The following is a 26,530-nucleotide window of genomic DNA, read 5'->3' as shown; positions in this document are numbered from 1 at the left end:
TCGTATCAATGAAATGGACTTATTTATATGACTTTTATTGATAATAAGTCTCAATAACCTAATGAATTGTGGAATTTCTCCTTCCTTACATTATATGATGCAAAATGAGCGCACAAATATAATTGCGATCTTATAACTAGAAAAATCAGCTCTGATCTAGGGCCAAAGCTGATGATTTAATCTTAATTTTCGAGTGCTTGGCTAGATTTGAATAAGGCTTTGAGTTGATAAAGTTGCTCCAGTGCCTGACGTGGTGTTAGATCATCCACATCAATTTTATCTAATAATTCAAGAGCAGGGGATTGAGCTTCCACTTCAACAATTTTCTCAACAACTTGAGTTTCAATTTCATGCTCAAGCGAACTGAATAAATCATTTTGAACTGTATTTTGCAAATGATGATGTTGTTGCTTTTCAAGAATCTTTAAGCGCTTTTGCGCCTCTTTAATTACGCTAGCTGGAATTCCCGCCAGTTTTGCAACTTGTAAACCGTGGCTTTGACTCGCAGGGCCATGTTGTACCTTGTGCAATAAAATTAAATTGCCATTCAGTTCTTGTGCTGTCACATGATAATTATCAATACCAACTTCACCACCGAGTTCGGTTAACTCAAAGTAGTGTGTTGCAAATAAACATAGACATTTCACACGCTTCGTCAAATCAAGTACACATGCCCAAGCTAAAGAGAGGCCATCATAAGTACTCGTACCACGACCAACTTCATCCATCAAAACCAAAGATTGGCTTGTAGCATGATGTAAAATCTGTGAAGTTTCAGTCATTTCCACCATAAAAGTAGATTTACCTGTCGACAAATCATCCGCAGAACCGATACGGGTAAAAATACGATCAATTGAACCCAGTTTTGCCGATTTTGCAGGAACGAAACTACCACAGTAAGCAAGTAAACTGATCAATGCAGTCTGACGCATAAATGTCGATTTACCCCCCATATTGGGACCCGTAATAATGGCCATACGGTGTTGTGGGTCTAGAGTCGTATCATTCGGTGTAAATGGTGCTTTATTTAAAGCTTCAACAACGGGATGACGACCAGCTTGAATTTTGATGCTGGTTTCAGCCGTAAATTCAGGTCTTGTCCAATTATTTAATCTGGCTTGATGTGCAAAATTTGCCAGTACATCAATATGGGCAATCGCAGCGCTCATCATCTGTAAATGCGCAATGTTTTGACGAAGCTCATCTAGCAATGATTCAAACAAAAGCTTTTCACGGGCAAGCGCGCGTGATTCACTCGAAAGCACTTTATCTTCAAAGCTTTTTAGTTCAGGCGTGATATAGCGTTCAGCATTTTTGAGCGTTTGACGACGTATATAATCGGCTGGTGCTTGCTCTGCTTGGCTACGAGTCAACTCAATATAGTAACCACTGACACGGTTATAACCAATTTTAAGTGTATTGATGCCAGTACGTTGGCGTTCTTTAATTTCTAAATCAATTAAAAATTGCCCTGCATGATCGCGAATTTTACGTAATTCATCGAGTTCATCATCATAACCTTCTGCGATGACATTACCATCACGTAACAGCACAGGTGGACTTTCAACAATTGCATCCATTAGGTGTTGATGAAGGCTCTTGAAATCACCTAATTGATTATCCAGTTGATTTAATAATTTAGATTGTTGTGTTTTTAGCACAGGGGCTAGAGCATGACGTAAAAATGGAATTTGTGCACATGCTTGACGAAGTTGAACTAAATCACGCGGACGGGCACTGCCCAAAGCAACACGACTCAATACACGTTCGATATCACCAATTTCTTTGAGCACTAAACGTACAGGAGATTCATGATAGCCTTTTAATAACTGCTCTGAAGCATCCAAACGAGCATCTAATATGGCAGTATCACGAATTGGCTGCATGAGTGTTCGACTCAGTAAACGTCCACCCATTGCCGTTTGACAATCATTAATTAGTTGGAATAAGGATGTACCATGATCAAATAACGGTTCAATAATTTCTAAATTACGGCGAGTAATGGGGTCGAGTGCAATAAAATCGGTACTTTGCTCAATCTGAATTGAACGAATATGCGGTAAAGCCGTCTTTTGTGTTTCTTTGGCATAATGAATTAAAGCTGCTGCTGCTGCTTTTGCCAAAGGGAGTGGATCTAGACCAAAGCCTGATAAAGTTGAAACTGAGAACTGGTCACACAAGGTTTTTTGTGCATTATTTAAATTAAAATCAACATTTGGACGTTTGGTAATCGGGCAGTCTAGATTCCTTTTAATCTGTTCAATAATATTTTTATCAATCAGATCTTCATCAATCAAAATCTCACTTGGCATTAAACGAGCCAGTTCAATCGCCAATTGTTCAGGTTTATAGTCTTGTTGCTGAACCTTAAAAATACCAGCACTTAAATCGAGTAATGCAAACCCAATTTGATTTTGTTGAATACATAAAGCAACCAGATTTGAAGACTGATAACTGCTAAGTAATGCATCATCAGTCAAAGTTCCTGGTGTAAGAATACGAACTACTTTACGCTCAACGGGGCCTTTTCCTGTGACTTCCCCAACTTGCTCACAAATTGCAACTGTGCGACCAGATTTAACTAAGCGGGCAAGGTAGCCTTCGGCTGAATGATAAGGTACACCAGCCATTGGAATCGGTTGCCCACTCGCTTTACCGCGATGGGTGAGGGTAATCCCTAAAAGTTTGGCCGCTTGATGAGCATCTTCAAAGAATAGTTCATAAAAGTCACCCATACGATAGAACAGCAATGCATGTTGATAGTCTGTTTTGACTTTGAGATATTGCTGCATCATAGGTGTTAGTGTGGATAGGTCAGGTCCTATATTTTCTGTATTCATGTCACTTAACACCTTTAAAATTAATAATATTTACAATTAATTGCATACAAAACTTTTCCTGACGAATCCTGTTGAATCTTGTCTAAACCTGAACAATCCAATGAGTAAGTATACCTTTTAGTGTACCTTTTATTGGTGTGTGGTTAAAATACTAAGAATAAGATGATTCGATTTTTGAATTTCTGAAACGGATTCTAACAAAAACCGTGGCTTTGTTTCTGATCCTAGCCAAAATAATGGACCTTGCGGAGCAGTGCTCCTCACCCATCTAAAGATAACGTAACTTCAATCTTTGGAGATCTAAGAAATGGCTAAACGTTTTAGTCCGGAATTTAAACAGCAAGCAATTGATCATGCACTTTCAAACTCCCACGAGCCTATAGCTGCAATCGCCCAGAAATTAGGTGTGGGTTATTCAACTTTAGACAAATGGATTCGTGAAGCCAACCCAGTGGGTTCAAGCAAACGTCAACTTTCACCAGAACAACAGCGGATCTTGGAATTAGAAAAAGAAGTCAAACAGCTCAAGGAAGCCAATGACATCTTAAAAAAAGCGCATGTGTACTTTCTGACAGATCATGCCAAGAAAAGTACACGGTAATTCAAGATCTGGATGTGAATGAAGTCACTGTATCTTCTGCCTGTAAATGCCTGGGTGTCAGCACTTCAGGCTATTATGCCTGGCGAAAACGCCAGGCCAATCTAGCGCAGAAATATAATGATTTAAAAGCCGTATATTGGCAGCATCATGCACGATTGGGTGCACCTTCATTAGTACATGACATGCATGATTTAGGTTACAGCATGAGCGAACGAACCGTTGGAAGAATGCTTAAAAAGCTTGGTTTACGTAGCAGGATTGCACGTAAATACAAGCATACGACTGATTCAAACCATCGTTTGCCTACAGCGCCTAACTTGTTGGATCGTCAATTTACAGTTACTCAGCCTAATAAAGTTTGGACAACGGATATTAGTGTGCCGCAGCAAGCGGCGTAAGAGATGAGGGTATGGCCCCTCGCTATCGGCTTGCAAGAGCAGGTAGCAAACCACCATAAGCGGCTTGGATCAAAAGTCCTGGTCGTGAGCGTTATGGAAAAGGCGTTGTAAAGACGTCAGGTAAGAATTAGGAAGGCGAACAACAGTGAACTGCCGTTCAAGTGTCGAAAGTGTTCAAATGACATCAAAACCGGGGATGGATGTTGCCCCGCGATTAGTTTGGCCGTTACCTGCTTACGGGCCATTCGGTGTCCGGCGTAGAGGCAGCGCGATCCTAATACAGGCTCTTACGTTGAACTGCGGGAACCTTCGGTGGCGATGTCAAGCGAAAGGCACAAGCTCAAAAGGCAAGGCTGATAATAGCAATGCGTCACCAAGGGGTGGAGCAACTCGTAGTAGTGTTGAAATTACTGTAATGGTAATGGAGCGAAGGGGTTGCATTATCCAGGTCTACGGATTTGTCAACTGTGCAAACAGGAGGAGCAAAACTTTATGACCAAACCATTTAACATTCCTAAAGCGTTAATTTGGGAGGCATTCAAAAAAGTCAAAGAGAACGGTGGCACCTCAGGCGTTGACCATGAATCTATTGAGCAATTCGAAAAGCATTTAAAGAACAACCTATACAAACTATGGAATCGACTTTGTTCTGGCAGTTATTTTCCACCGCCAGTCAAGAGTGTTCCGATTCCAAAGAAGTCAGGTGGCGTGCGTATACTAGGCATTCCAACAGTTGCAGATCGAGTCGCGCAAACAGCAGTTAAGCTCTTATTAGAGCCGAAAATTGATCCATTATTTCATCCAAACTCTTATGGCTATCGTCCGGGGCGTTCTGCCCATGATGCAATTGCGATGGTGAGGAGACGAAGTTGGGATTATGACTGGGTTGTGGAATTTGATATCAAAGGTCTCTTTGATAACATCGACCATGATTTACTAATGCGTGCACTCAAGAAACACTGTGAAATTCCATGGATTCTTCTCTATGTAGAACGCTGGTTAAAAGCACCTATGCAAAATGTAGATGGTCAAGTTTTAGAAAGGAATCGCGGCACACCGCAAGGTGGAGTTATCAGCCCTCTATTGGCTAATTTATTTATGCATTATGCTTTTGACATGTGGATTACGAAGAATCTTGCGAGTGTAAGATTCTGCCGTTATGCGGATGATGGAGTAATTCATTGCCGAAGTTTATCTCAAGCCAAACTTGTTTTACAAAAGATTGGTGCACGATTTCGTGAATGTGGACTCGAATTGCATCCAGAGAAGACGAAGATTGTTTATTGCCAAGATGTTAATCGTCGCCAAGCATATCAAGATGTACAATTTACTTTTCTCGGATACACGTTTAGGCCCCGTAAGGCTGTAGACAAATATCAAAGGGTTTATGTGAATTTTTCTCCGGCGGTCAGTCGTGATGCACTTAAGGCAATGCGGCAGACTATCCGGAGATGGCATCTACATTTGATGTGTGAGAACCTATCCAGAATATTTTCTATGCAAAAGTAGCCTTAAAAAGGCTAAATTAATGAACTGAAGGCTCGTATTTAGGTGCTTTTCACAGTTTTTCCAAAGCCTTCTACATTTTTCTAACCAAGCAAATGATCTTTCCACAACCCAGCGTTGTGGTATGACTGCAAATTTATGTAATTCACTTCGTTTAGCAACTTCAACTCGCGCTCTGATTAAATCATTAACAGCCAAAGAAAAGGGTTCGCCTGTATAACCACCATCAACAAGTACAACCTCTACATTTTGTAAGGTGTCTCTATGTAAAGTTATGGCATCTAATGCACCTTGACGATCTGTTTTATCTGCTGTCGTAATAAATATTCCATGAGGCAGACCTTGAGTATCAACAATGATATGTCTTTTAATCCCTGAAACTCTTTTACCAGCGTCATAGCCTTTATTACGTGCGGTATCTGTGTTTTTTACACTTTGTGAATCAATGATGATAAAGCTCGTTTGTTCTTTCCGTCCATTGTTGATACGGGCCTCGCCAACCACATTTTTTTAAAGCCTGCTCAAGTATGCTAGGTTCAGTTTCTGATGGTTTTCTATTCCAAATCGAGAAGTAATAATGCACAGTGCTTTTAGGTGGAAAGTCTCGAGGAAGCATACTCCATTGACATCCACTTTTTAGAATATAGAGCAAGGCGCAAAACACTTCATAGACATCAACGACTCTTGGACGTGTTTGTTTTCTTCCGCTCAATAGTAACGGTTCAATTTCTTTAAAGGCTTCTCGACTAATGTCGCTGGGATATGGTTTTCTCATGGGGGAGAATTTAACAAATTATTTTTCCAATTGCCAAAAAAGAATGAAATTAATACTGGATAGGTTCTGAGCGTGAATTAACTGATCTATCAGCAATATTTAATCCAATTCTTCTAGGTTGGCAACAATACTATGGTCGTTTCCATGGTTCAGCGATGTCAGTGATCTGGAGACACATGAATGCTTATCTTATACGCTGGATGAGGCGTAAGTATAAAAATTTAGCCCGTCATAAAAGACGAGCTAGATATGCCTTAGGGCGGCTTGCGCGTGATTTTCCAAATGCTTTTGTGCATTGGAAAATGGGATGTTTACCACCGGTTGGATAATGGGAGCCGGATGAGCTGAGAGGTTCACGTCTGGTTCTGCGAGGGGCTAAGGGTGAGATTCCCTTGGTCTACTCACCCCTATATCCGTACTAAGCAAGGTTGGCTGTATTTATGTGTGATGCTGGATCTATTCAGCCGTCGTATTGTCGGTTGGCAAACCAGCCATCGAATAGACCGTCAATTGGTGTGTGATGCGTTTCATTATGCAATGGCTCGTCAGGGGTATCCAATGGGTGTCATGGTGCATTCGGACCAAGGCTCACAGTACTGTAGTCGTGATTTTAGGGCGCTATTATTGACGAATAACTGCGTTCAAAGTATGTCACGCAGTCTTGCGCAGTACACTGCTCATGTTGGGATAATGCAGTGACCGAAAGCTTCTTTCATACATTGAAAGGTCATGTGGTCCATGGCAGTGTGTTTGCCACTCGAAAAGAAGCTAATACTGTCTTGTTTGACTATATTGAGATTTATTACAATCGGGTCAGAAGGCATTCCGCAAACGGCTGGTTAAGTCCAGAAGCCTTTGAACAGAAATATTTCAAGAATTTAGAGGGATTGGTTGTCCACGATACTGTCTAGGATCATTTAAACCTAGAACAGCAGTTTTAATAAAGAAAAATGAAATTTAAAAAATGTCATAGTTTGTTATTTGATAGAAATTAATGAGAGTACAATAATTGTTGACTAGCGTACTGGTCTTTAAAAAAGATAGCTGGTTCTCGTAATTTTAAAGGACAGCAGCATGAAACAAGAAGAACAGTATATGTTGATATCTTTGAAAAATTAGGAGATAGACGGGTAGGTATTATTGTAAGAAAAGATATTGTGGAACTTGTTAAAAGTATTGTTGATCATGGGGTGTAAGTTCAAGCTAGAAGAAATCTATTAGAATTGATCGCTACTTGAGACTATGCTATTGGTTTGGACAAATTTTCAGAAAATTTTGCTAATCCTATTTTATTGGCTAAATCTAGTTTAAAACAAACGCGTATAAAACTTAGTTCGTATAAGCGTAGCAGAGCAGAGTACTTTTCAGATTCTTGGTTGAAACAATTGTTTTCTCAGTTGTCAGAATCAGGTTTGTCTAACTATCATAAAAGTATATTAATGATTGTGCTATCTGGATTGAATCACAAATAATTCCCAAAAAGAGAGTTTTTTAACTCTCTTTTTTTATTTTGAAAATTAAATATTAACAACGAAAGAATAAGCTTTTTCATTAAGATTACTATCCATTAGAATTGCATCAAACGACATGTTTTCTAATAATGTTTTGAGGTTATGATCCATTTTCAATGATTCTGAAGAAAGATTAATAAGAATAATTCGATTAACTGGATCGATTATAAATTCAATATTTTCAGGTTTTTTGTCGGTTAAAGCTAAGCGATTTTCATGAAGTAGTTCTGTAATTTGTTCATTAAGTTGATTAATTTTAATTTCTTCTTCACCTGATGAGGTGGTCTTAGAGACATGAATTTGAGAAGAATAACGTTCAAAATCCTTTGGTGTGTCAATAATTTTAACTTTGTAAAAACTGAATGAGTCAGTTTCTAATTTTAAAGAAGATAATTGGTTCTTTTCTAAGAAGTCAGTTTCCATCGGTTTGATATTTGACTGATAAAGATTTGATACGTCTTTTGCTTCTTTTATAGCTTTTTTTGCTCTATTTTGTGCATTCAAGAGCGGGTCATAAGTATGCTCAATTTTTGATGAATTTACATGCTCATCGATACTAAAGAACTCTGGTACTTGATTTTCTGTTGGTGTATTTGCTGGTGCTGTACTATCAAATATTGTTTCACTGATTGGTTGAGGTTGAGGTTGAGGTTGATCGATTGTTGCTTTTGTTTGGGAATCTTTTGAAGACAAAAACATTGCATCTTTATGATTTATACTTGATGCCGAAATTAACGTAATCTTTATATTTGAAGTTATATGATCGTTTTTTTCAACTGTAAAATTTAAAATTACGATTACAATAAAAACATGCATGATAATGCTAAAGAGAAATGCGCTCTGTGAAACATTGAGTTTATTTTGAGACAACATATTTTTCTCCTCAGCATTTATCGCTCAGGTTAGAATAAATAGCGGAAGGTCATTCTGAGGTTTCTTCCCTCAGTAGGATGGATATGTCTATCATAAATTCCTTCACGTTCTGAAGAGTTAGGTGAGCATGAAGGTTCACTGAGATCTTGACGAGTGCATGATGCATAGTAGTATTCGATATCATTCGTTTTTTGATCGAATACATTAAAGAGTTCAACTTGTGCTAGAAAGTTTTTATTAAATTGATAGCTGCCTTGTAAGTTAACTAAAGTTGATGAATCGGAACGAACTGAGTTATCCTCAATCAAAGGGCGAGAACCAAAGTAACGTAAACGTCCTCCAAAATTAATTTGGTCATTCAGTTTATAAGTAAATCCAGCAGCTATGGTCTTTTCTATTGCCCCAGGAATATGATTTCCTTCCGAATTTTCATTTTTAAATCTTGCTTTTGACCAAGCCAGATCTAGATCGATAATCCAAGCATCAGTTGGTTGATAGAATTGTGAAATTTCGATACCTTGTCTTTTACTTGGTCTACTTGCTTCTGTCGTACCAGCATCGCCGATGAATACCAGTTCTGAATCTGAATCAAGTTGCCATAGAGCTATTGTTGAGGTGAGCTCAGGTATAAGTTTTGCTCTTAATCCCAGTTCTGAATTTATTGTTCTTACCAGTGGAGAAACGGGGAGAGTTGGTTTTAAATAGTTACTATCACGAGAATCAATGTTTAGGTGCGTTGTAGTTCCTCTAGCATCATTGCTATGAAAGCCATATGCATAATTAATGTAATATTCAATATTCTCCCACGGACCTAAAATTATGCTCATTTTAGGGCTGAAAATATGATCAGTTTTATGACCACTATTTTCTTGTTTATCAGAATTTACATCAAAAGAATAAAAATCACCACGAACGCCTAAAATAGTTTTTAACCATGGTTGCCACGTGGTTTGATTTTGTCCCCATATTCCAATAGACCATTGATTAACATCATCATTTCTTATCGTGTTGAAACGCTGTCGATCTTGTGTCTGGTAAAGGCCTAAGTTGTTAATATAATCATACCTAAGAGATGATCCAAATGAGTTTAAAAGCTCTTTGCTTGACCATTCACTTAATGAACCTTTTTGAAATTTAAATCCAAGTGTCGTTCGTTCTTCAGCTTGTTCAAACTGGTCTCCATGGACTGGATCATTTAAAAAATAACTAAAGTCAGAAAATAGATTCAGTTTGTTATATACGGCATAAGTGGAGATTGTGGTGTATTTCGTTTTCTCATAATTTTTAGCATTATACCAAATAGCAGTCCGAGCAGACTTACCACCATCACTCTTGTTTAAGCTATCGAAGCGATTAAGTTCACCGCTTTCAATCAGCCGCTCTGGAATTTGATCAGTAGCATCCCATCGTGCTTGATAATGTTGAAAGCCGATGGATTGATTTTTATTATGATCACCAGTGAAATATTTTAAGAATAGATTTTGTTTTGAAAGATTTTCAGGATTAACCCAAGGTCCGTCACTGTTGATGTTTTCAACTGCACCGATTAATTCCCCGTCATTAAGAACTAAGTTTCCAACAGCTAAAAATCTAAGTAAGTTGTGATTACCTAACGTTATTTGTGCGTAAGGATTATCGAGAGAATGGATACTCGAAATTTTTGCTGTACCTGCTGATGCAAAATCACCATCATCAATCGATACTGCTCCTTTGTGATATTGAATTGATTCAATCAGTTCGGGGATTAGAAAATTTAAGTCTGTGTAACCTTGACCGTGGGCATGACTCACCATGTTAATGGGTTGTTCATCAAATGATGTTGCAAAGTCAGTTCCATGATCTAAGTTAAAACCTCTCAGAAAGTATTGATTTGCCTTACCACTACCACTGTGTTGGGTCACAACGACACCGGGGATCGTTTCTAAAACTTCTGCTGGACGTGATAAAGGTCGAGTTTCAATTTGTTCTTTCGATATTGTTCCTTGGGAGGAAGTAAATGCGACCCCAAAAGTGCTATCTAAATTTGATGATGCTGTTATTTTAATTGTAGGAAGGGTTGTTGTAAGTTCACCTCCAGCATGAGTAAGTTGAGCTAAATAGAAATGACTACTTCCTATCAACAAGCAATACAAAATTCTTTTGTTCATTTTTATTCCATTAATTTTATAAATTTTCGTGATTTTCGCAAACATGAAATTATTATTCATTTCATGTTTTTAGTTGTTTATCAACTTTAGATTTAGAGTTGCTTTAACATTTGTTTTAATCTTTGAATGTAGGTCGGATTTTGATAGCCAGTCTCATTACTCCAATTTAATAATTTTTCTGTGCTTTCACGATTTTTACTATCAAGTGCAAGGGCAGCATAGACCTCAAAATCATCATTTTCTCTTTGCATATTCCAATTTTTGGCAGCTATGCGTAAACCTTCATCATATTTTTTTGAAACCCACAGGAATTGAGCTTGCTCTCTGAGATGTATGTGATCCTTATGGTCGAGTAGATTTTGTACTCTTTGGGTGAGTTCATTTAGGTCTTTTTCTGCAAGGGGATCGTTTAGTTTCTGTTTGCTTAAAATAATTCTATACAACGCACCATCATGATAACGATATGGGGTCAGAATTTTGATTGCGTTTGAATATTCTTGTTGAGAAATATACCAATTGGATTTGGCAAGAGCATTGGGTAAATTATCTACATTAAGTAATGGAATAGATTGGCTCGCAAGAGTTGGATCATCAAATCTTGTCGCTATTTCTAGCATAATATTACCTAACCATTGCTGATCGTTTTTATTTAACCTTGTGGCCATTTGAATAAGTTCATTTGTTCTAGGTTTTATTTCCGAAATATTTTTTGTCATTGCATCCACTTGCAGGACACAACCAGCTTGATAAAGTTTCACACTCTGTTGATCTAATTGATCACATAATTTAAGTGACTGATTAAATTGACCTTGTAATCTATATATATTTGCGAGTTGTAAAATTGCATCATAATTTTTAGGGTCTTTTTTTAATACCTCATTAAGTATTGTTTCTGCTCTGCTGAAATTATGATTTGCTTGAGCGAGTCGAGTTTCTAACAATTTATTTTCTGTGTCTGATGAATTGAAGCTTGATTTCATTAAGTCTTCAGCTTGTTCTAAAAACTCACCGTCGCCTTTTGAATAAGCTTTTTCAAGTAACACATTAACGATTTGATTTCTCAGCTCATCATTATGATTGTTTTTTAACATTACTGAATAATTTGGATGTTCTGAACTCGATGAAGATTCTTCATGGTGATGTTTGGGATGAGCGAAAGCAGTATTTAAATACAGTGAAGCCATTATTGATAATGTTAGCTGACGAATTAACATTTAAAACTCCTATAAAGACTCTTAACAGAAGTTTGTTAAGAGTCTTAATCTTAAAATTTCACTGCAACGGGTTCTGATTTGTTATCTATAGTAGATTCTGAAATGTCAGTAATACTTTTAGGTTCAGACTGTTCGTAGTTACTTTGAGGTTGATTGGTTAATGACAACGTTTCTTTAAGAACGGGGTCATTTTGAGATTGATTGTTATTATTTGGTTTTGAATTATTGTCATTACCACCACAGCCACTTAATCCAATACCAACCATGAACAGCAAAATGAATTTTCTCATGGTGACTACTCCTAATTATTTGCTAGCTGTATTAAATGGAGAGCCTGCTACTGGAGTATTTAAGTATGGGAAAGCAGTACCAAATTGTTGTGGTGATTGTAGAGCCCCATCAGTAAAGCCTATTCCTCCTGCTTTAGCATCGCTCGCTTTACAACCAACAGCGGTATTGACACCATCTATTGTGCAGAGTAAGCCCATAGCAACTCTAAGCTCAATATCGACGACATCATCACCAGGTCTACGACCGTTCGGGAATCCTGCAGTATCTCCACCGATTACACCAAGACGATTTTGTTTATCTTTTGCTGCTGGAGTAATAGCAGTATTTAGACGCAACATTTCAGATGCTTTTACATTTTTAGGTTGGTTTAAGCCCGGAATACCTAAAAGAAATGCGTTAACTAAGTCAGTTCTTGGGAAGTTTGTTGGCGCAACTACGGCACCACCAGTTGCTTCCTTAAAAAGAACTTCTATTAATGTAGGTAGGGTTGGGTTAGTCACATAGTCAGCAAATTGCCCATCATTCACAGGTTTACTTGCATTAAATTTATCTTTATCTTTAAGACCAATGACGACTTCATTAACTAAAGGCATACCTAAACGTGAAACTTGAGTCCAAGCACCACCAACTTTACTTGCACTGGTAAGATTGCTTTCAGGATTAGGGTTTAATAAGGTAGCTTGAGGTAAGCTTGCTGTTGTCCATCCTCCAATCACTGTATCATTTGAAGCAACTAAACAAGATTGTGGAACTTCTAAAGCAATTGTAGTGACGTTTTTATTTGCAATAGTATTCAAGCCTTGATCTTCAGCATTTACGCCTGAAGGTGCGAGTTGAGTAGCAGGAATCTTAATATTCACTAAATCGAATACTTCACCTAGGTTAACAGCAAAAGGATCTTGACGTTGACCTACAAAAACTTTACCAGAACCGCAATTCCCAAAGTTAATGTTTTGCACAAATGTATCTGCGTAGGCTGGATAGTTTGGAATTGATTTTGCGCCAACATTATCGAATGGCTTTTTAAAAGAGCCTAAAGTACTTCGATCACCTTTACGTCGGTCACCTTTAATCATGGTAACAGTATATGTTTCAGCGGTATTTTGAGCTGAACTACTATCATTTGTTATTTTACCAATGTTAGATAATGGTACAGAAACATTCTTGCCACCTACAGGAACTTGTAAGTCTTTTAATTCTTGATTGAATTTAAATTGGAAAGTAACGTCCTCTTGCCCATCTCCGTTGTTGTCAATGTGTATTTCATATAAGGCTTTAGGATCTAAAGCGAAATAATTAGGACCTCCATAAGCATCTTGTAAAGGCTGATAGTTTGCTAGTATGGTTACGAAATTACTTCGGCTCGGCTCATAACTTTTAAACATATAAAAATCTGTAGCGTCAACCTTGGGTGTTTTACTGATTGATGGTGCTTCGCGGTGGCTTGAAGCGAATGATGTCACACTAAAACTACTTAGCATAATTGCTAAAAGTAGGCGAGAGTCCATTTTGTATCTCCTTGACCATGCTGATCTTGGCTATATTTTTGAATAATAGTTATTCGTCTTATAATTTCCTTATATGAATTTAGATCAGTATAAGACTCTTAATATTTATACTGGGTCGATAGTGAAGTTTCTGTGAGCAACTGTTAATTTATAAAATTTTTTTGGGCTGTAGTAGATAAGGTCAAATATCAGCCCAATTTAATAGTGTTTTCAACTGTTGCTTAGCGCTGCCATAATTAAATCGAAACTCACATTCTTTAATAAACAATAAAAAGGCATTTCGGTCAATACCATTGTATTTTCGAAGCACTCTTTTTTCCTGATTCCAAAAGTTTTCAATTCCATTGATATTATTTGAACCATCAGCAAAATTGCTTGAATGATTGATTCTATAGTGACTAAATCCTGTGACATCTAAAGCATTATAACTATGCCAGTGATCTGTATAAACAACGCTATCAGAAGTGATTTTATTTGATATTACAGGCATTAAGGTGCTCGATTTAGTATCAGGTACAATGACCGTATAGACTTTACCATTGCGCTTGAGTAAACCAAAAAACAATCACTTTACCAGCAGCACCTCTACCACGCTTACCTTTACCTGTACCACCAAAATAGCTTTCATCTAATTCGATCTGCCCTTGAAATACTTCAATGGCATCTTGGTCAAGGTGAAACATAATGATTTGTCGAATTTTCCTATAGAACAATGCTGCGGAATTAGGTTGAATTTCCAATAAATCAGCAGCAGTTCTAGCGGTAACTTCAGCAATGAAAAACTCTAATAACCTTATCTGGATTTTTCTATTTAATTTACATCTAGTTATCTTCATAAAAGTAGATTATCACAAGGCTAATCTACTACAGCCGTAAGCGTCCGCTGAACCCCACTTTTTCTAACTCATTAATACCACGATAGTGTCCACTAAATTTTAAGTGGACACCTATTTATGGATTTAAAGACAGTTATAGACAGTACAGCAACGCTAAAAAAGCCCCGTCGAACTTTCACGGCTGAATTTAAACATCAACTTATTCAGCAATGCCAGCAGCCAGATACATCAGTGGCCAAGGTAGCAATGCAACATCAGATCAATGCTAATCTGCTGCATAAATGGATTCGTCAGTCCAGATCAATGGTTCCATCATTAACAATCTCATCCATTCCACAGACCGACTTCCTTCCCGTCATTCTTCACCCGACGCCAGTCAAACAAGAAGCACCTCCGCCACCTGTGCCAGAGAAGAAAGCTACCGCTCATATCAGGATTCCATTACATGATGAACAAGGTTCCGTAAGGGATCAGATGATCGAAATCGAATGGCCGGTGGAGTCTGCAACTGAATTACTGCTTTTACTTCAGGGCTTGATCAAATGATCCGTATCGATGAAATCTGGTTGTCTACCCAGCCCATGGACATGCGTGCGGGTATGGATACGGCCATGGCGCAGATTATGAAAGCCTTTGGCTCAATCAAACCGCATTGCGCCTACCTGTTCTGTAATAAACGTGGCCATCGTATGAAAGTGCTGGTACATGATGGACTGGGCATCTGGCTGTGTGCCAGGCGGCTGGAACAGGGAAAATTCCACTGGGCTAAAGTTCACCAGAGTGAAAACGTAGCTCTCAGTCCAGAACAGTTACAGGCACTAATTCAGGGTTTGCCCTGGCAGCGCATTGGACGACAGCAAGTGGTCACAATGCTCTAAACTAGCTTGGTACATTCTGCTATTCTCCAAATGTTCTATATCCTCTGCGTCATGACCTCAGGCATACTGCGGTCATGAATACGCTGCCTGACTTAAGCCAACTGACCCATGAACAACTGCTGGAATTTACCCGGCAGTTGGCGATGCAGCATCAGTCTCTGGCACAATCAAATCAAGAATTAGAAAAATCAAACCAGCAATTGGATGCCAAAGTTCAGCATCTTTCTATTCTCAATCAAAGATACGAGCATGAACTGGCGCTGTTTAAAAAGCATAAATTCGGCAGTAAAAACGAACATCTCACCGCAAAACAAATCCATCTATGGGACGAAGCGGTCGAAGAAGATATCGCAGCCGTTGATCTGGAATTAGAACGATTAAATGCAGATAAAACCGATGCAGCGACACAGAAAGCCACAGTCAACAAACCTAAACGTCGACTGCTGCCAGATCATCTACACACCATCCGTATTGAGCATGAACCTGCATCAACCCAATGCAGTTGTGGCTGCCAGTTACGTCGTATCGGCGAAGATATCAGTGAAAAACTGCATTTCAGACCGGCACAGTTCTACAAGGAACAGCATGTCCGTGGCAAATGGGTCTGTGATCAGTGCGACACCCTGACTCAGCAAGCGATGCCCGCCTATGTGATTGATAAAGGCATTGCTTCACCTGAATTGCTCAGCCATGTGCTGGTATCGAAGTATGCCGATCATTTGCCGCTGTACCGTCAGCGCCTGATCTATCAGCGGGCAGGTATTGATCTTTCCAGATCCACATTATCTGACTGGATAGGTCGCTGCGGTGTGGAACTGGAACCTCTGGTTAATGCCTTAAGACAGCTTGTACTGCAGCAACAGGTGCTGCATGCCGATGAAACACCAGTCACCATCATGCAGATGGGTGAGAATGAGAAAAAACCGAAGAAAGGTTATGTCTGGGCCTATGCCACCACACAGTACAATCCACTTCAGGCGGTGATCTATGACTTTCAGGATAGCCGTTCTGGCCAGCATGCTGAAGAGTTCCTGAAAGACTGGCAGGGCCATCTGGTCTGTGATGATTATAGTGGTTATAAAGCACGCTTTAAATCAGGCCAGGTCATTGAGGTGGGCTGCATGACCCATGCACGTCGTAAATTCCATGAACTGCATGTGACCGGGAAAAGTCAGGTCGCTGAACAGGCATTAGTGATGATTCAGAAACTGTATGCCATAGAAGCAGAACTCAGGAAAAAGACCGATGGTACAGCGCAACACCGCCGCGAATACCGGCAACAACATAGCCAACTGGTGATGCAACAACTATATGAATGGCTCAACCAACATTATCTGACGGTGCCATCGAGTTCTCCAATCGCCAAGGCGATCAATTACACTCTGAAGCGTTGGCCAGCTTTAAGTCGCTATTTGGATGATGGCAATCTACCGATTTGTAACAATTGGATCGAAAATCAAATGCGACCTTGGGCCTTAGGACGCAAGAACTGGCTATTTGCAGGTTCGCTGCGCAGTGGTCAGCGAGCTGCAAACATCATGACCCTGATCCAGTCAGCAAAGCTGAATGGACTGGATCCGTATGCCTATTTAAGTGATGTGCTGAAAAGGCTACCGACGCATAAAGCGACCCAAATAGAAGAATTACTGCCACACCGCTGGAAACCCGACCAATATTAAAAAATAGCTATGGGGTTCAGCGGACGCTTACCTACAGCCCCAAATTTTTTTTAGAGTATGTACGATGGCAGAGCTTAGACAATTCTAGCTTTTAGGTGAGGGGGTGAAGAGTGTTTAGATATTGTTGAGGAGTTTTATGTGGGGGATTATAAATCAGAGCATCGACAAAATCATGATTTGACTCATGTTCAGGATATTCAGAAAGGACTGCAGCAGAGTGTGCAGGCTTTGAATTGAAATGATTTTATTATCTAGAGTGTATTTTGGATTGAATTTAATTCAATCCAAAATAAAAAAAGCTTAATCTTTTTTTGTTAGTTGATCCGATACCACGTTTGACTTCTACCAAGCGCAGAAATACCAATGTAACCACGTCCACTAAGCTTTTTGCCATCAGGAGATAAGGTAGCATTGAAGCTATATGTTTTACCAGTTTTTGTGTCGAGAATTGAATTATTTTCATAGCTATTCATCTGCTGTGGTAATGCTTCGTTTTGGCAGAGTAAAATGTCTTGATTTCATTAATGTATCTTCAACCTTTTAATGGTTCGATTCACATTACTTTCAGTGATATGGTAATTTTCCGCCAATTCCAATTGAGTGTTGTAATTCCGCAAGTAATTGAATGTTAATAATAATTGATCCTCTATAGCTAAAGTATGAGGACGCTCTGATTTCTTTTTGAGTAATTCTACTTCTTTTAAAACCTTTACCATTTCACAAAAAACTGGTCGAGGTACGCCAATCAAACGTTTGAATTCAGAATCTGAAAAACGGTTTAATTTCTTATAGTTCATAAAATCTATATTGAGGCACTTTTTACTTTCACAAGAGGTTTAATGTAAAATTTTCTGAAATATTTTTAAATAATATTGTAACTGTATGGTTAGTTTAATATTAAAGAAATTTCTAACCAGTGCTTAATTTCAATCACTTAGGCGTCTAAAAAATAAAAATATAATAGTTATAAGTCTTGTTACAAGCTATTAGTCGACAATCCATAAAAAATTTCCCATAGTCCTATCAACAATATTTTGGGAAGAAGTATTATGGATAAGATTACGGTAATTATTAAAGATCAAGAAGAAAATGAATCGATTGTTGTGGCACAGCTCAATGATTTAGAAGACCAAGATATTCCTTTTTTTAAACGAGTTGAGCATATTGAAGTAGAAGGGAATATCATTTTTCCAAATATCGATTTACTTTTTGAAAGTCATATAGATGGAAAAATTTATAAGTTAGTTGCACCTGTGAATGACAAAAGATTTATCTGACCTCAATCTTGTATTTTCAATACGATAAAAAGACCCACTTATGAGATTCAAATAAGTGGGCTTTTATTTGAGGGCAACGAAAGTGATTTAAATCTTGAATGAAATCTAAAATAAAAATAATGAGCTTGTCGGTTTAAGGTGATCGTACAAGCCCTTAGCCATAGCAAACAGTTGTTGAAAACACTGTTATGTTATCTTAATGAATTGGGTTAAGCCCTTTAACAATGTCATTAAACTCAGAGCCATTGAGCCAAAAAGATTTTTTTAGAAAAAGGGTAGTCATAATACTTTCCGCTGCCTCACTATTTTGGTTGTCACAAAATAGTCCATAGCTCTCACCTAATACAGTGTTGTTCTCGATGAGACGAATAAAGAAAGCATGTTGTTCGTCAGCATAACCAAGAATAGCATCACGTCGATTGTTCATTTTTCATGTCTCCACATCAAAAATCTTTTGAGTAAAATCTACTGCTAACAGATCAAATATATTCTTGAATTAGATCAATGATTTAAGTTTTTAAAAATAAATTTATTTTTTAAACCATTGATTTTAAATACTAATATTGGCTTATTTCACATCCGTGTATTAGTTAAACAAGCCAAAATTTGATCTATTAAATTCATTGTTATGCAAAATTAATTGTACGTCAACTTGAATTTGTAACTTTTTCAAGTTAAATTATTTGTAAGTATTTTAAACTTGGGTAAGGAGAAGTTATGTCCAAAAAAAATGAATTTGAGCATGGTGGCGCCCGAAGTAATGCAGGACGTAAAGCACAATTCAGTGAGCCAACTAAAGTCATCCGTGTTCCCGAATCTCAAGTTGATTTCATCAAAAATTGGTTACTGAATAATGTCAAAACCGATACTCGTACAGATTTGATTGGTCAAATGAGAATCCAAAATGTGCAAGTAAAGAATGACCGAATTTATCATATTCCACTTGCAACGGAACGAGTTGCTGCGGGTTTTCCATCGCCTGCCCAAGATCATGTTGAGCAATCACTCGATTTAAATGAATTTTTAATTCGTAACGAAAACTCGACTTTCATCGTCAAAGCCAATTCACTGTCGATGTTGGACGCAGGGATTGATATTGATGATCCATTAGTGGTGGATCGTAGTCTTACAGCGAAGTCTGGGGATATAGTGATTGCTTTGATTGACAATGATTTTACTGTCAAACGTTTGATGATTGATCATCATTTCAGCCCACCAAAGGTATGGTTAAAAGCTGAAAATCCAGATTACCAAAATATTTATATCACAGACGGACAAGAGTTACAGATCTGGGGTGTGGTGACGTATAACTTGAAGCCAATGAGGTAAGCCAATGAGCCTACCGCAACGTATTTTTGCTTTAATTGATGTGAATAACTGTTATGTCAGTTGCGAGCGCGTGTTCAATCCAAAGTTAGAAAAGCGTCCTGTGGTGGTTCTATCTAATAACGATGGCTGTGTGGTTTCCCGCTCTTATGAAGCAAAAAAGCTCGGCATTCGTATGGCTGTGCCATTCTTCCAAATTGAAGATATTATTCGTCAGCATCAAGTGCAGGTCTTTTCCAGTAATTATGCTTTGTATGCGGAAATGTCGCGTCGTTTTATGAACATATTAGGCAATTTTGTAGATCCCTCTGAACAGGAAGTTTATTCGATTGATGAATGCTTTTTAGAGTTGACTGCCTATCAGCGTAGTCACGATTTAACCGAATATGCACACCAAATTCTAGACACAGTGAAAAACTGGTTGGGTCTGCCATGTTGCATAGGCATTGGTTATTCCAAGACTCAAGCTAAACTGGCCAATAATCTAGCCAAGACACACGCCTGTTTTGATAGTGTTTGTAATATCGTTGCTGAAGACCCATGCGTGATTGAAGACTTGTTGCAGAAGATGTCTGTAGGTGAGGTGTGGGGTGTGGGACGAAAGATTCGTCAGCGCTTAGAAAAAATGAATATCTACTCGGTGTTGGATTTGGTTCAAGCCGATCCTAAAATGTTAGGTAAGTATTTTTCTGTGGTCATGGAAAATACGGTTAAAGAATTACAAGGCATGGCTTGCTTAGAAATTGAAGATGTTGTGACAGATCGACGACAGGTGTTAAGCAGCCGTTCCTTTGGTCAGCCGATTGAGGACAAAACTAGCCTGAGTGGCGCTTTAACTGAATTTAGCTTACGTGCTATTGAGCGTTTGCGAAAGCAAAAATTACTGTGCAAAGCTGTTGGCGTTAGCATTCGCACCAATCGTTTTGACAAAGATCAATATTATCGCCCCTATATAGTGATGTATCTATCTGACTATAGCGATGATCGTTTAGAAATTATCAAAGCCGTGTTACAGGGGCTTGATCGAATTTATCAAGCAGGGCATCGTTATAAAAAAGCAGAAGTGATTTTGTTGGATATTATCCCACAACATAGCCATGCAGTAGATTTATTCCATGACACCAATAAGCTCGTTGCTCGAAAAAATCTTTCGATCGCTTTTGATGATATTAATAAAAGATTTGGTCGGGATTGTATGACACTAGGGCGATTAATTACGCCACATGGGCGAGCGTGGCGTATGAATCAAAACCATAAGTCACCGAGTTATCTGACCAAGTGGGATGAGCTTCTAAGGGTTCTGTAAAGTATTAATACTACAGCTTATATTTTTCAATATTAACCTTGAAACTCATTATTTTTCCTTGAGAACGTTTGAATTTAACACAGCAAGATCCTAATTATTTATTGAAGTATTTGAATAAAAATGTAGAAAATAGATGAATGAAAAATTATCTGTTGTTGTTAAATAATTGCCTAAATTAAAGATAAGCATATCTTATTAAATAATGAATTGAATTTGTATTGGTTTGATTGAACAAAAGGAAGCCATTTTGACGAGATCGGTTTATGTTAGACTACTCAGCTTACGGTATCGCAAATTACCGTGAGTAACCAGAATGAGTAGGTAAGATGATTGGGCAGCAGAGAAACAGGCTAGCAGCTTTGGGAATAGGTGTTTGGATTCCTCGGGAAGTTGTATGTCAAAAAAACACTGCACCAAGTCTATGGCGAGATCAATTAATTGATGACGTTTCTGAGTCTACAGAACTTACATTTGAAGTTGCACCGATTTTAGAAGATATTCCAGCAACATCTGCACATACGCCACCGATCACCGAAATTGAAGTATTGCATCAAACGAAAGTTGTTACAGAGCCTATTGCTAAAGCAGCGCTTGTTGAAAAAGAACAGATTGTTATTACTGCTCAGATTCAGTCATTTGAATTGCAAATGTATGTGTTGGAAAACTGTGCCATTTTATTAGAAAGCAGTCAGCTTAGTGATGCTCAAAGCCAACTTTGGCAAAATATTCAAAAGGCCAGATTAGGACAGTATGCTGAATTAAAATGGCCATTTCCTTTGGCTGCTTTTCAGGAAAGTCGGGGACTCTCCTCGTATATTCAAGGTTTTCTGGATGCAACCGCAACACAAAAAAAGATATTGTGCTTAGGTCAATTGGATTTTATTCAGCATTCTAATATCTTGCATTTAGCGAGTTTAGAAGAAATGTTAGCCCAACCTTTATTAAAAAGACGGTTGTGGCAGCTCATGCAATAAAGATCGGAAATCGAATCATGAAGAAAGTTGTTGTATTCAGCCAAATAGATCAAGACGTTTTAGCGCAGTTACAGCAAGATTATCGGGTCGTGGTACTTAATCCTAAACTGGGTGATATCAACGAACAGATTCGAACAGAAGTTGTTGATGCTGATGCCATGATTGGCGCAGGACGACTGTTAAATGAAAGTAATTTAGCACCAGCCCAAAAACTTAAAATCATTTCGACAGTGTCTGTTGGTTATGATAATTACGATGTTAGCTATCTTAATCAAAAGAAAATTTGGCTTGCTAATACACCACATGTTTTGACAGAAACAACGGCTGATCTTGCCTTTACTTTGTTGCTGAGTGCCGCACGCAAAGTTCCATACCTTGATGCATGGACCAAACAAGGTCAGTGGAAACGCACGGTATCTACTGAACAATATGGTATGGATGTTTTTGGTAAAACTCTAGGCATTATTGGCTTAGGGAATATTGGTGCTGCCATTGCCCGTCGTGGATTTTATGGTTTTAATATGAATATTTTATACCATAACCGCCGTGAAAAGATTGAGGTGGCTCAAGCATTTAATGCACAATATCGGGACTTAGACCAATTATTGCAACAGTCTGATTTTATTGTAGTTGCTGTCGATTTAAATCATGAATCCCAAGCATTGATTGGCGCAGAACAGTTTGACTTAATGCAAAAACATGCTGTCTTCGTCAATATTGCGCGTGGCTCTGTAGTCAATGAAGACGCTTTAATCGAAGCATTAAAACAAAATAAGATATTTGCTGCTGGATTAGATGTCTATGCCAAAGAACCTCTGCAAAATTCAGCATTATTTGAGTTGCCAAATGCAGTAACCTTGCCACATATTGGTTCAGCAACCGCAGAAACGCGTCAGAAAATGGTGAAACTTGCCTATCAAAATTTAGTGGACGCACTACAAGATAGAACACCTCGTTATCTCGTCAATCCAAAATTCGAATAATTACTTACAACTCGATTGTTGGATTTTTAATCTATATGGTCTTTTTAAGTTGATTAATATTGGTACACTTTCGCCTTTTGAAATTTTGTCTTCGGGGTGTCTGTGTTTGAGAAATTGGCTGAAAAAAGTTTAAATCTAATGGGTTGGGAACTGGATAATCATTGGGATTTGAATGTTGATCAATGTGTGATGATTGCAGCTCCACATACCAGTAATTGGGATGCTTTATATGCACGGTTGGCATTAAAAGCTTTAGGTGTAAATGTTCGTCTTACGATTAAAGATAGTTACATGAAGTTTCCATTTGGTCCATTTGTGCGTGCAATGGGTGGTATTGGGATTGATCGTAGCGCGAAACAAGAAGGACAAGCGCGACCGAGTATGGTTCAACTCATGAGTGACTTGTTCAAAACACATCCTAAGTTAGTGATGTTAGTGACACCAGAAGGGACGCGTGCTAAACAAGAACAGTGGAAAACTGGCTTTTATCATGTTGCAACCACCGCAGGGGTGCCGATTGCATTGGCGTATATGGATTATGCTAAGAAAAAAACAGGTGTAGGAAAAATTGTTTATCCTACGGGAGATTATGAAAAAGATATGGTTGAGATTATGTCTTTTTATGCAGAGATTAATGCAAAGTTTCCAGAGAAATTTAGTGTCGATCAACGTTATGTAAACACGAAATAATCGTGTTGCTTTCAAAAATATAAACTAAGGCAGGATTTTCCTGCCTTTTATAACACTTCGTTGCAAATATCTTCATTTTCTAATGTTATATTAAATTTCTTCATTAGAATCATAGAGAAACGACTTGAGATCGCTGCTGCTTGCATGTGGCTTATTGGCCACCACTCAATTGAGTCATACTCAGATCTTTTTGCCTACGCAGATAACTGGACAAACAGAAGTACCTGAAATTGGCAGTGGTATAGGTTTGCTTGATCAGCAGAAAGAAAAACTGATTGGTGAAAAAGTTTATCGTGAAGTTCATCGACAGATGCCAACAGTACAAGATGCGTGGTTAGAAGATCAATTTTTACAGGTTTTTTCAGGTATTCTTAGTCAGACTCAGCTTGGTCAACCGATTGGTTTAGTGGTTATAAAAGATCCACAAATTAATGCATTTGCAGTGCCTGGTGGTTTGTTTGCATTAAATACAGGCTTAATTACATCTGCAAAAAATTTGGATGAAATAGCAGGGGTCATGGCCCACGAGATCGCCCACGTTGCACAGCGACATTACAGTCGTTCACAAGAAGCATTTAAAGGACAGGGGTTACTTGCTCTCGCAGGTATTCTTGTCGGTGCGGCAATCGCATCTAAAGCGGATGGTGATGTTGGGTCAGCGGTGATGTTAGGCACACAAGCTGCGTTGATGGACAAGCAACTCAGTTATAGTCGTAATCAAGAGCGTGAAGCAGACCGTATTGGTATGCAGTTTATGTATTCTGCTGGATATAATCCACAAAGCATGGCAGATTATTTTGAAACTATGCATCGTGAAACAAGTCGTGTGAGTTTCCTACCTGATTTTTGGTTTACTCATCCACTAACAACAGAACGTATGAGTGAAGCACGTCTGCGCGCCAATCAACTTCCTAAAGTAAAGTCTAAAATTTATGATCTTGATTTTGAAATTCTAAAGCTTTACACCTTGGTGGTATCGAATCAGGCGACTGAAATTCAATTACAGTCACTGGCAAATCAGAAAAATACAGCTGCACAATTAGCACTGAGCAAGTTTTATCTGGAGCAGGGCGATTATGCACAAGCTCAGGCCAATTTAGATTTGGTGAAGACTAAACTTCAGAATCATGTACTTGTACCGCTGATTCAAACCGATATCTATTTAGGTCAAAATAAATTGGATCAGGCTTTTAATAGTATTAATCCAATTCAAAAAACCATGCCTGAGAATCGAGCTCTATCTTATAAATTGGCAGAGGTGCTGATTCGACAAAAGCAAGTTGCACAGGCACAAACATTGGTGCAACGTTTTATTCATAAAAACCAACGTGATATTGAGGGTTGGCAATTGCTGCAACAGGCAACCAATTTAGATAAAAGTTCACCTTTGCAAGCCGTCAATGTATTGGGTTATCGGGCAGAGGCCGAATATTGGTCAGGCTATGAAGAAAATGCGATTAAGTCGATGTTACATGCGCAACGTCTGGCAAAAGGCAATGTCGCGATGTCGGCTAAGATTGACGCTCGGTTAAAACAAATGCAAGATGAGCGACGTATGAGGCTTTAGATAATCATTAAAACAATTAAAGGAAAGACACATGGTTAAAGGACAATGTTTGTGTGGAGTAGTGCAGTATCAATATCATGGGGAAATTGAAAACAGTATTTTATGTTACTGCACTGATTGCCAACAAGCACAAGGTTCTATCGCGGGTTGGAATAGCCCAATTGATCAAACTCAATTTGAGCTTATTTCTGGGCAAGAGCAACTGAAAGAATATTTTCATACCCCGAATAAGGCACGGGTATTTTGTCAAAACTGTGCCAGTCCACTTTATTCCTATCGTACAGATTTACCTAATGTGATTCGTTTACGCCTAGGAACAGTGACAGATGGGAATCTTCCTGCACCAAAAGAAGAATTTTTTACTGAGCACAAACCAAACTTTATTGAATTAAGATAAGATTATTTGCGTAAAAAATCGCTGAGAAGTTAGAACATTTATGAAGAAAATTTTAGTTTTTATTTTTGCGATAAGCAGTGTGGGGATTAGCTCAGCAGCATCAGTTGAGCAATATGTAAATTCGGTTGAGAAAATTCGTAGTGTCTATGCACAGGATATTCGTAGTTTTTTACGTAGCCTTAATCCACAGATTTCACAGTTCACACCTGAGCAGCAAGCTCAGTATTGTGGTATTAATCAGCGTTATATTCAGGATATGTCAGATGCGATTGAAAAAAATCGCTCATCCTTACCGCCACAATATGCAAATATGACTAAACAGGATGTAATCAAACAAGTCACTGAGTCAAATGAGATGCAAATGCTAGTGAAATATAATGTTCAATGTGATTTTAAGTAAAATAATCTCTTGGGTTCATTATTTAATGAATCCAATTTTTAAATAGAATAATTTGTATAAAATAGAGGAAATTAAGCAGATTAGCTTAATTTTGCTTTAATTTTAGCAGATACTTGTGCAGGATCGGCACGCCCGGCTATGATCGGACGTAGAGAATTCATCACCTTACCCATATCTTTCATGCTAGGTAGCTTCTTGAGCAGCAATCGTTTGCTCAATGATGGAATCAAGTTCTTCCTCAGTCATAGCGGCTGGTAGAAATTGAGAAATAACCTCAACTTCGGCTTGTTCCTTACTAGCTAAATCATCTCGACCAGCGCCAGAAAAGGCCTTGATCGATTCTTTACGTTGTTTAATTTGCTTTTCAATGACCGCAAGAACCTGAGCATCGTCAAGCTCTATGCGTTCATCGACTTCGATTTGCTTAATTGCTGCTTGTACACCACGAATAACCGTTACTGTTGCCATATCTTTGGCACGCATTGAGTTTTTTAATACGTCAGTAATTTGGTTTTTTAAAGTATTCATAGTCTCTTCAGCAGTCAATCACAAA

General features: G+C 38.3%; 21 protein-coding genes and 8 pseudogenes. 17 read left to right on the top strand and 12 right to left on the bottom strand.

The features are described 5' to 3' along the window. Window positions 1–182: 182 nt before the first annotated feature. Window positions 183–2,840: a DNA mismatch repair protein MutS gene (mutS, locus tag O1450_RS10220; protein ID WP_269228324.1), complete on the bottom strand. Its 2,658-nt coding sequence runs from the start codon at window positions 2,838–2,840 to the stop codon at window positions 183–185. A 307-nt stretch (window positions 2,841–3,147) separates the two neighbouring features. Between mutS and O1450_RS10215 the strand changes: the two are divergent. Continuing rightward, window positions 3,148–3,818, top strand: a pseudogene (locus tag O1450_RS10215) (IS3 family transposase); the annotation flags it as partial. A 513-nt stretch (window positions 3,819–4,331) separates the two neighbouring features. Next, complete coding sequence (gene ltrA, locus O1450_RS10210; RefSeq protein ID WP_269228323.1) at window positions 4,332–5,348, top strand: group II intron reverse transcriptase/maturase; 1,017 nt, start codon at window positions 4,332–4,334, stop codon at window positions 5,346–5,348. Here ltrA and O1450_RS10205 read toward each other — a convergent pair. Beyond that, a protein-coding gene (locus tag O1450_RS10205; protein ID WP_269228195.1) for an IS5 family transposase occupies window positions 5,319–6,120 on the bottom strand; the annotation gives its coding sequence in 2 pieces (ribosomal slippage) (window positions 5,319–5,855 and window positions 5,857–6,120; 801 coding nt in all). The genes ltrA and O1450_RS10205 overlap by 30 nt on opposite strands. Before the next feature lie 71 nt (window positions 6,121–6,191). On the opposite strand from O1450_RS10205, the pseudogene O1450_RS10200 reads away from it, so the two are divergent. Together O1450_RS10200 and O1450_RS10195 are read left to right on the top strand one after the other, a co-directional pair. Continuing rightward, window positions 6,192–6,449: pseudogene (locus tag O1450_RS10200) on the top strand (group II intron maturase-specific domain-containing protein); the annotation flags it as partial. Between the two features lie 64 nt (window positions 6,450–6,513). Beyond that, window positions 6,514–7,031: pseudogene (locus O1450_RS10195) on the top strand (IS3 family transposase); the annotation flags it as partial. 606 nt (window positions 7,032–7,637) lie between these two features. On the opposite strand, the gene O1450_RS10190 reads toward O1450_RS10195, so the two are convergent. The 6 genes and pseudogenes from O1450_RS10190 to O1450_RS10165 all read right to left on the bottom strand — a co-directional run bounded on the left by O1450_RS10190 (window position 7,638) and on the right by O1450_RS10165 (window position 14,500). After that, window positions 7,638–8,504, bottom strand: a complete 867-nt coding sequence (locus O1450_RS10190) for a hypothetical protein (RefSeq protein ID WP_269228322.1) — start codon at window positions 8,502–8,504, stop codon at window positions 7,638–7,640. Between the two features lie 29 nt (window positions 8,505–8,533). Then, window positions 8,534–10,651 (bottom strand): TonB-dependent receptor, encoded by a 2,118-nt coding sequence (locus tag O1450_RS10185; RefSeq protein ID WP_269230460.1) that lies wholly within the window; start codon window positions 10,649–10,651, stop codon window positions 8,534–8,536. A 92-nt stretch (window positions 10,652–10,743) separates the two neighbouring features. Continuing rightward, complete coding sequence (locus O1450_RS10180; RefSeq protein ID WP_269228321.1) at window positions 10,744–11,865, bottom strand: tetratricopeptide repeat protein; 1,122 nt, start codon at window positions 11,863–11,865, stop codon at window positions 10,744–10,746. A gap of 50 nt (window positions 11,866–11,915) precedes the next feature. After that, window positions 11,916–12,155 (bottom strand): hypothetical protein, encoded by a 240-nt coding sequence (locus O1450_RS10175; protein WP_269228320.1) that lies wholly within the window; start codon window positions 12,153–12,155, stop codon window positions 11,916–11,918. Window positions 12,156–12,170: 15 nt separating this feature from the next. After that, the gene (locus tag O1450_RS10170; RefSeq protein WP_269228319.1) at window positions 12,171–13,664 is read right to left on the bottom strand and encodes a DUF4331 domain-containing protein; all 1,494 of its coding nucleotides are present in this window, start codon (window positions 13,662–13,664) and stop codon (window positions 12,171–12,173) included. Window positions 13,665–13,845: 181 nt separating this feature from the next. Further along, window positions 13,846–14,500: pseudogene (locus tag O1450_RS10165) on the bottom strand (IS1595 family transposase). Window positions 14,501–14,617: 117 nt separating this feature from the next. Between O1450_RS10165 and tnpA the strand changes: the two are divergent. The 4 genes and pseudogenes from tnpA to O1450_RS10145 all read left to right on the top strand — a co-directional run. Then, on the top strand, window positions 14,618–15,046 hold the full coding sequence (gene tnpA / locus O1450_RS10160; protein WP_269228227.1) for an IS66-like element accessory protein TnpA: 429 nt from the start codon (window positions 14,618–14,620) through the stop codon (window positions 15,044–15,046). Beyond that, entirely contained in the window at window positions 15,043–15,378 is a 336-nt protein-coding gene (tnpB, locus tag O1450_RS10155; RefSeq protein WP_269228226.1) for an IS66 family insertion sequence element accessory protein TnpB, read from the top strand. The genes tnpA and tnpB overlap by 4 nt, the downstream gene beginning before the upstream one ends. Window positions 15,379–15,452: 74 nt before the next feature. Then, entirely contained in the window at window positions 15,453–17,057 is a 1,605-nt protein-coding gene (gene tnpC, locus O1450_RS10150; protein WP_269228225.1) for an IS66 family transposase, read from the top strand. A 99-nt stretch (window positions 17,058–17,156) separates the two neighbouring features. Next, a pseudogene (locus tag O1450_RS10145) lies at window positions 17,157–17,294 on the top strand (hydrolase or metal-binding protein); the annotation flags it as partial. Window positions 17,295–17,371: 77 nt separating this feature from the next. On the opposite strand, the pseudogene O1450_RS10140 reads toward O1450_RS10145, so the two are convergent. Next, a pseudogene (locus O1450_RS10140) lies at window positions 17,372–17,527 on the bottom strand (DUF2147 domain-containing protein); the annotation flags it as partial. Further along, window positions 17,526–17,854 (bottom strand): annotated as a pseudogene (locus O1450_RS10135) (transposase family protein); the annotation flags it as partial. The pseudogenes O1450_RS10140 and O1450_RS10135, both read right to left, overlap by 2 nt. Before the next feature lie 252 nt (window positions 17,855–18,106). On the opposite strand from O1450_RS10135, the gene O1450_RS10130 reads away from it, so the two are divergent. Next, window positions 18,107–18,334, top strand: coding sequence for a hypothetical protein (locus O1450_RS10130; protein WP_269228318.1), 228 nt, complete (start codon window positions 18,107–18,109; stop codon window positions 18,332–18,334). A 196-nt stretch (window positions 18,335–18,530) separates the two neighbouring features. Here O1450_RS10130 and O1450_RS10125 read toward each other — a convergent pair whose 3' ends face one another. Then, the gene (locus tag O1450_RS10125; protein WP_004662971.1) at window positions 18,531–18,761 is read right to left on the bottom strand and encodes a hypothetical protein; all 231 of its coding nucleotides are present in this window, start codon (window positions 18,759–18,761) and stop codon (window positions 18,531–18,533) included. A 290-nt stretch (window positions 18,762–19,051) separates the two neighbouring features. Between O1450_RS10125 and O1450_RS10120 the strand changes: the two genes are divergently transcribed. The 8 genes from O1450_RS10120 to O1450_RS10085 all read left to right on the top strand — a co-directional run bounded on the left by O1450_RS10120 (window position 19,052) and on the right by O1450_RS10085 (window position 25,977). Beyond that, window positions 19,052–19,663, top strand: coding sequence for a LexA family protein (locus O1450_RS10120; RefSeq protein ID WP_269228317.1), 612 nt, complete (start codon window positions 19,052–19,054; stop codon window positions 19,661–19,663). Between the two features lie 4 nt (window positions 19,664–19,667). Continuing rightward, on the top strand, window positions 19,668–20,966 hold the full coding sequence (locus O1450_RS10115) for a Y-family DNA polymerase (protein ID WP_269228316.1): 1,299 nt from the start codon (window positions 19,668–19,670) through the stop codon (window positions 20,964–20,966). A 326-nt stretch (window positions 20,967–21,292) separates the two neighbouring features. Further along, the gene (locus O1450_RS10110) at window positions 21,293–21,940 is read left to right on the top strand and encodes a hypothetical protein (protein ID WP_269228315.1); all 648 of its coding nucleotides are present in this window, start codon (window positions 21,293–21,295) and stop codon (window positions 21,938–21,940) included. Between the two features lie 17 nt (window positions 21,941–21,957). Further along, complete coding sequence (locus O1450_RS10105; protein ID WP_269228314.1) at window positions 21,958–22,923, top strand: 2-hydroxyacid dehydrogenase; 966 nt, start codon at window positions 21,958–21,960, stop codon at window positions 22,921–22,923. Between the two features lie 102 nt (window positions 22,924–23,025). Further along, a complete protein-coding gene (locus O1450_RS10100) occupies window positions 23,026–23,613 on the top strand; it encodes a 1-acyl-sn-glycerol-3-phosphate acyltransferase (RefSeq protein ID WP_269228313.1) in 588 nt (195 codons plus the stop codon). Between the two features lie 154 nt (window positions 23,614–23,767). Then, window positions 23,768–25,180, top strand: a complete 1,413-nt coding sequence (locus O1450_RS10095; protein WP_269230459.1) for a M48 family metalloprotease — start codon at window positions 23,768–23,770, stop codon at window positions 25,178–25,180. 31 nt (window positions 25,181–25,211) lie between these two features. Then, on the top strand, window positions 25,212–25,577 hold the full coding sequence (locus O1450_RS10090; RefSeq protein ID WP_269228312.1) for a GFA family protein: 366 nt from the start codon (window positions 25,212–25,214) through the stop codon (window positions 25,575–25,577). A gap of 40 nt (window positions 25,578–25,617) precedes the next feature. After that, window positions 25,618–25,977 (top strand): hypothetical protein, encoded by a 360-nt coding sequence (locus O1450_RS10085; protein WP_004662963.1) that lies wholly within the window; start codon window positions 25,618–25,620, stop codon window positions 25,975–25,977. Window positions 25,978–26,057: 80 nt separating this feature from the next. On the opposite strand, the pseudogene O1450_RS10080 reads toward O1450_RS10085, so the two are convergent. Further along, window positions 26,058–26,505, bottom strand: a pseudogene (locus tag O1450_RS10080) (GatB/YqeY domain-containing protein). Window positions 26,506–26,530 lie beyond the last annotated feature (25 nt).

It is taken from the genome of Acinetobacter sp. TR11, assembly GCF_027105035.1.
In the GTDB taxonomy this organism is placed as follows: domain Bacteria; phylum Pseudomonadota; class Gammaproteobacteria; order Pseudomonadales; family Moraxellaceae; genus Acinetobacter.
The sequence above is the reverse complement of the archived record's forward strand: the minus strand, read 5'-3'. Positions and strand labels throughout refer to the sequence as shown.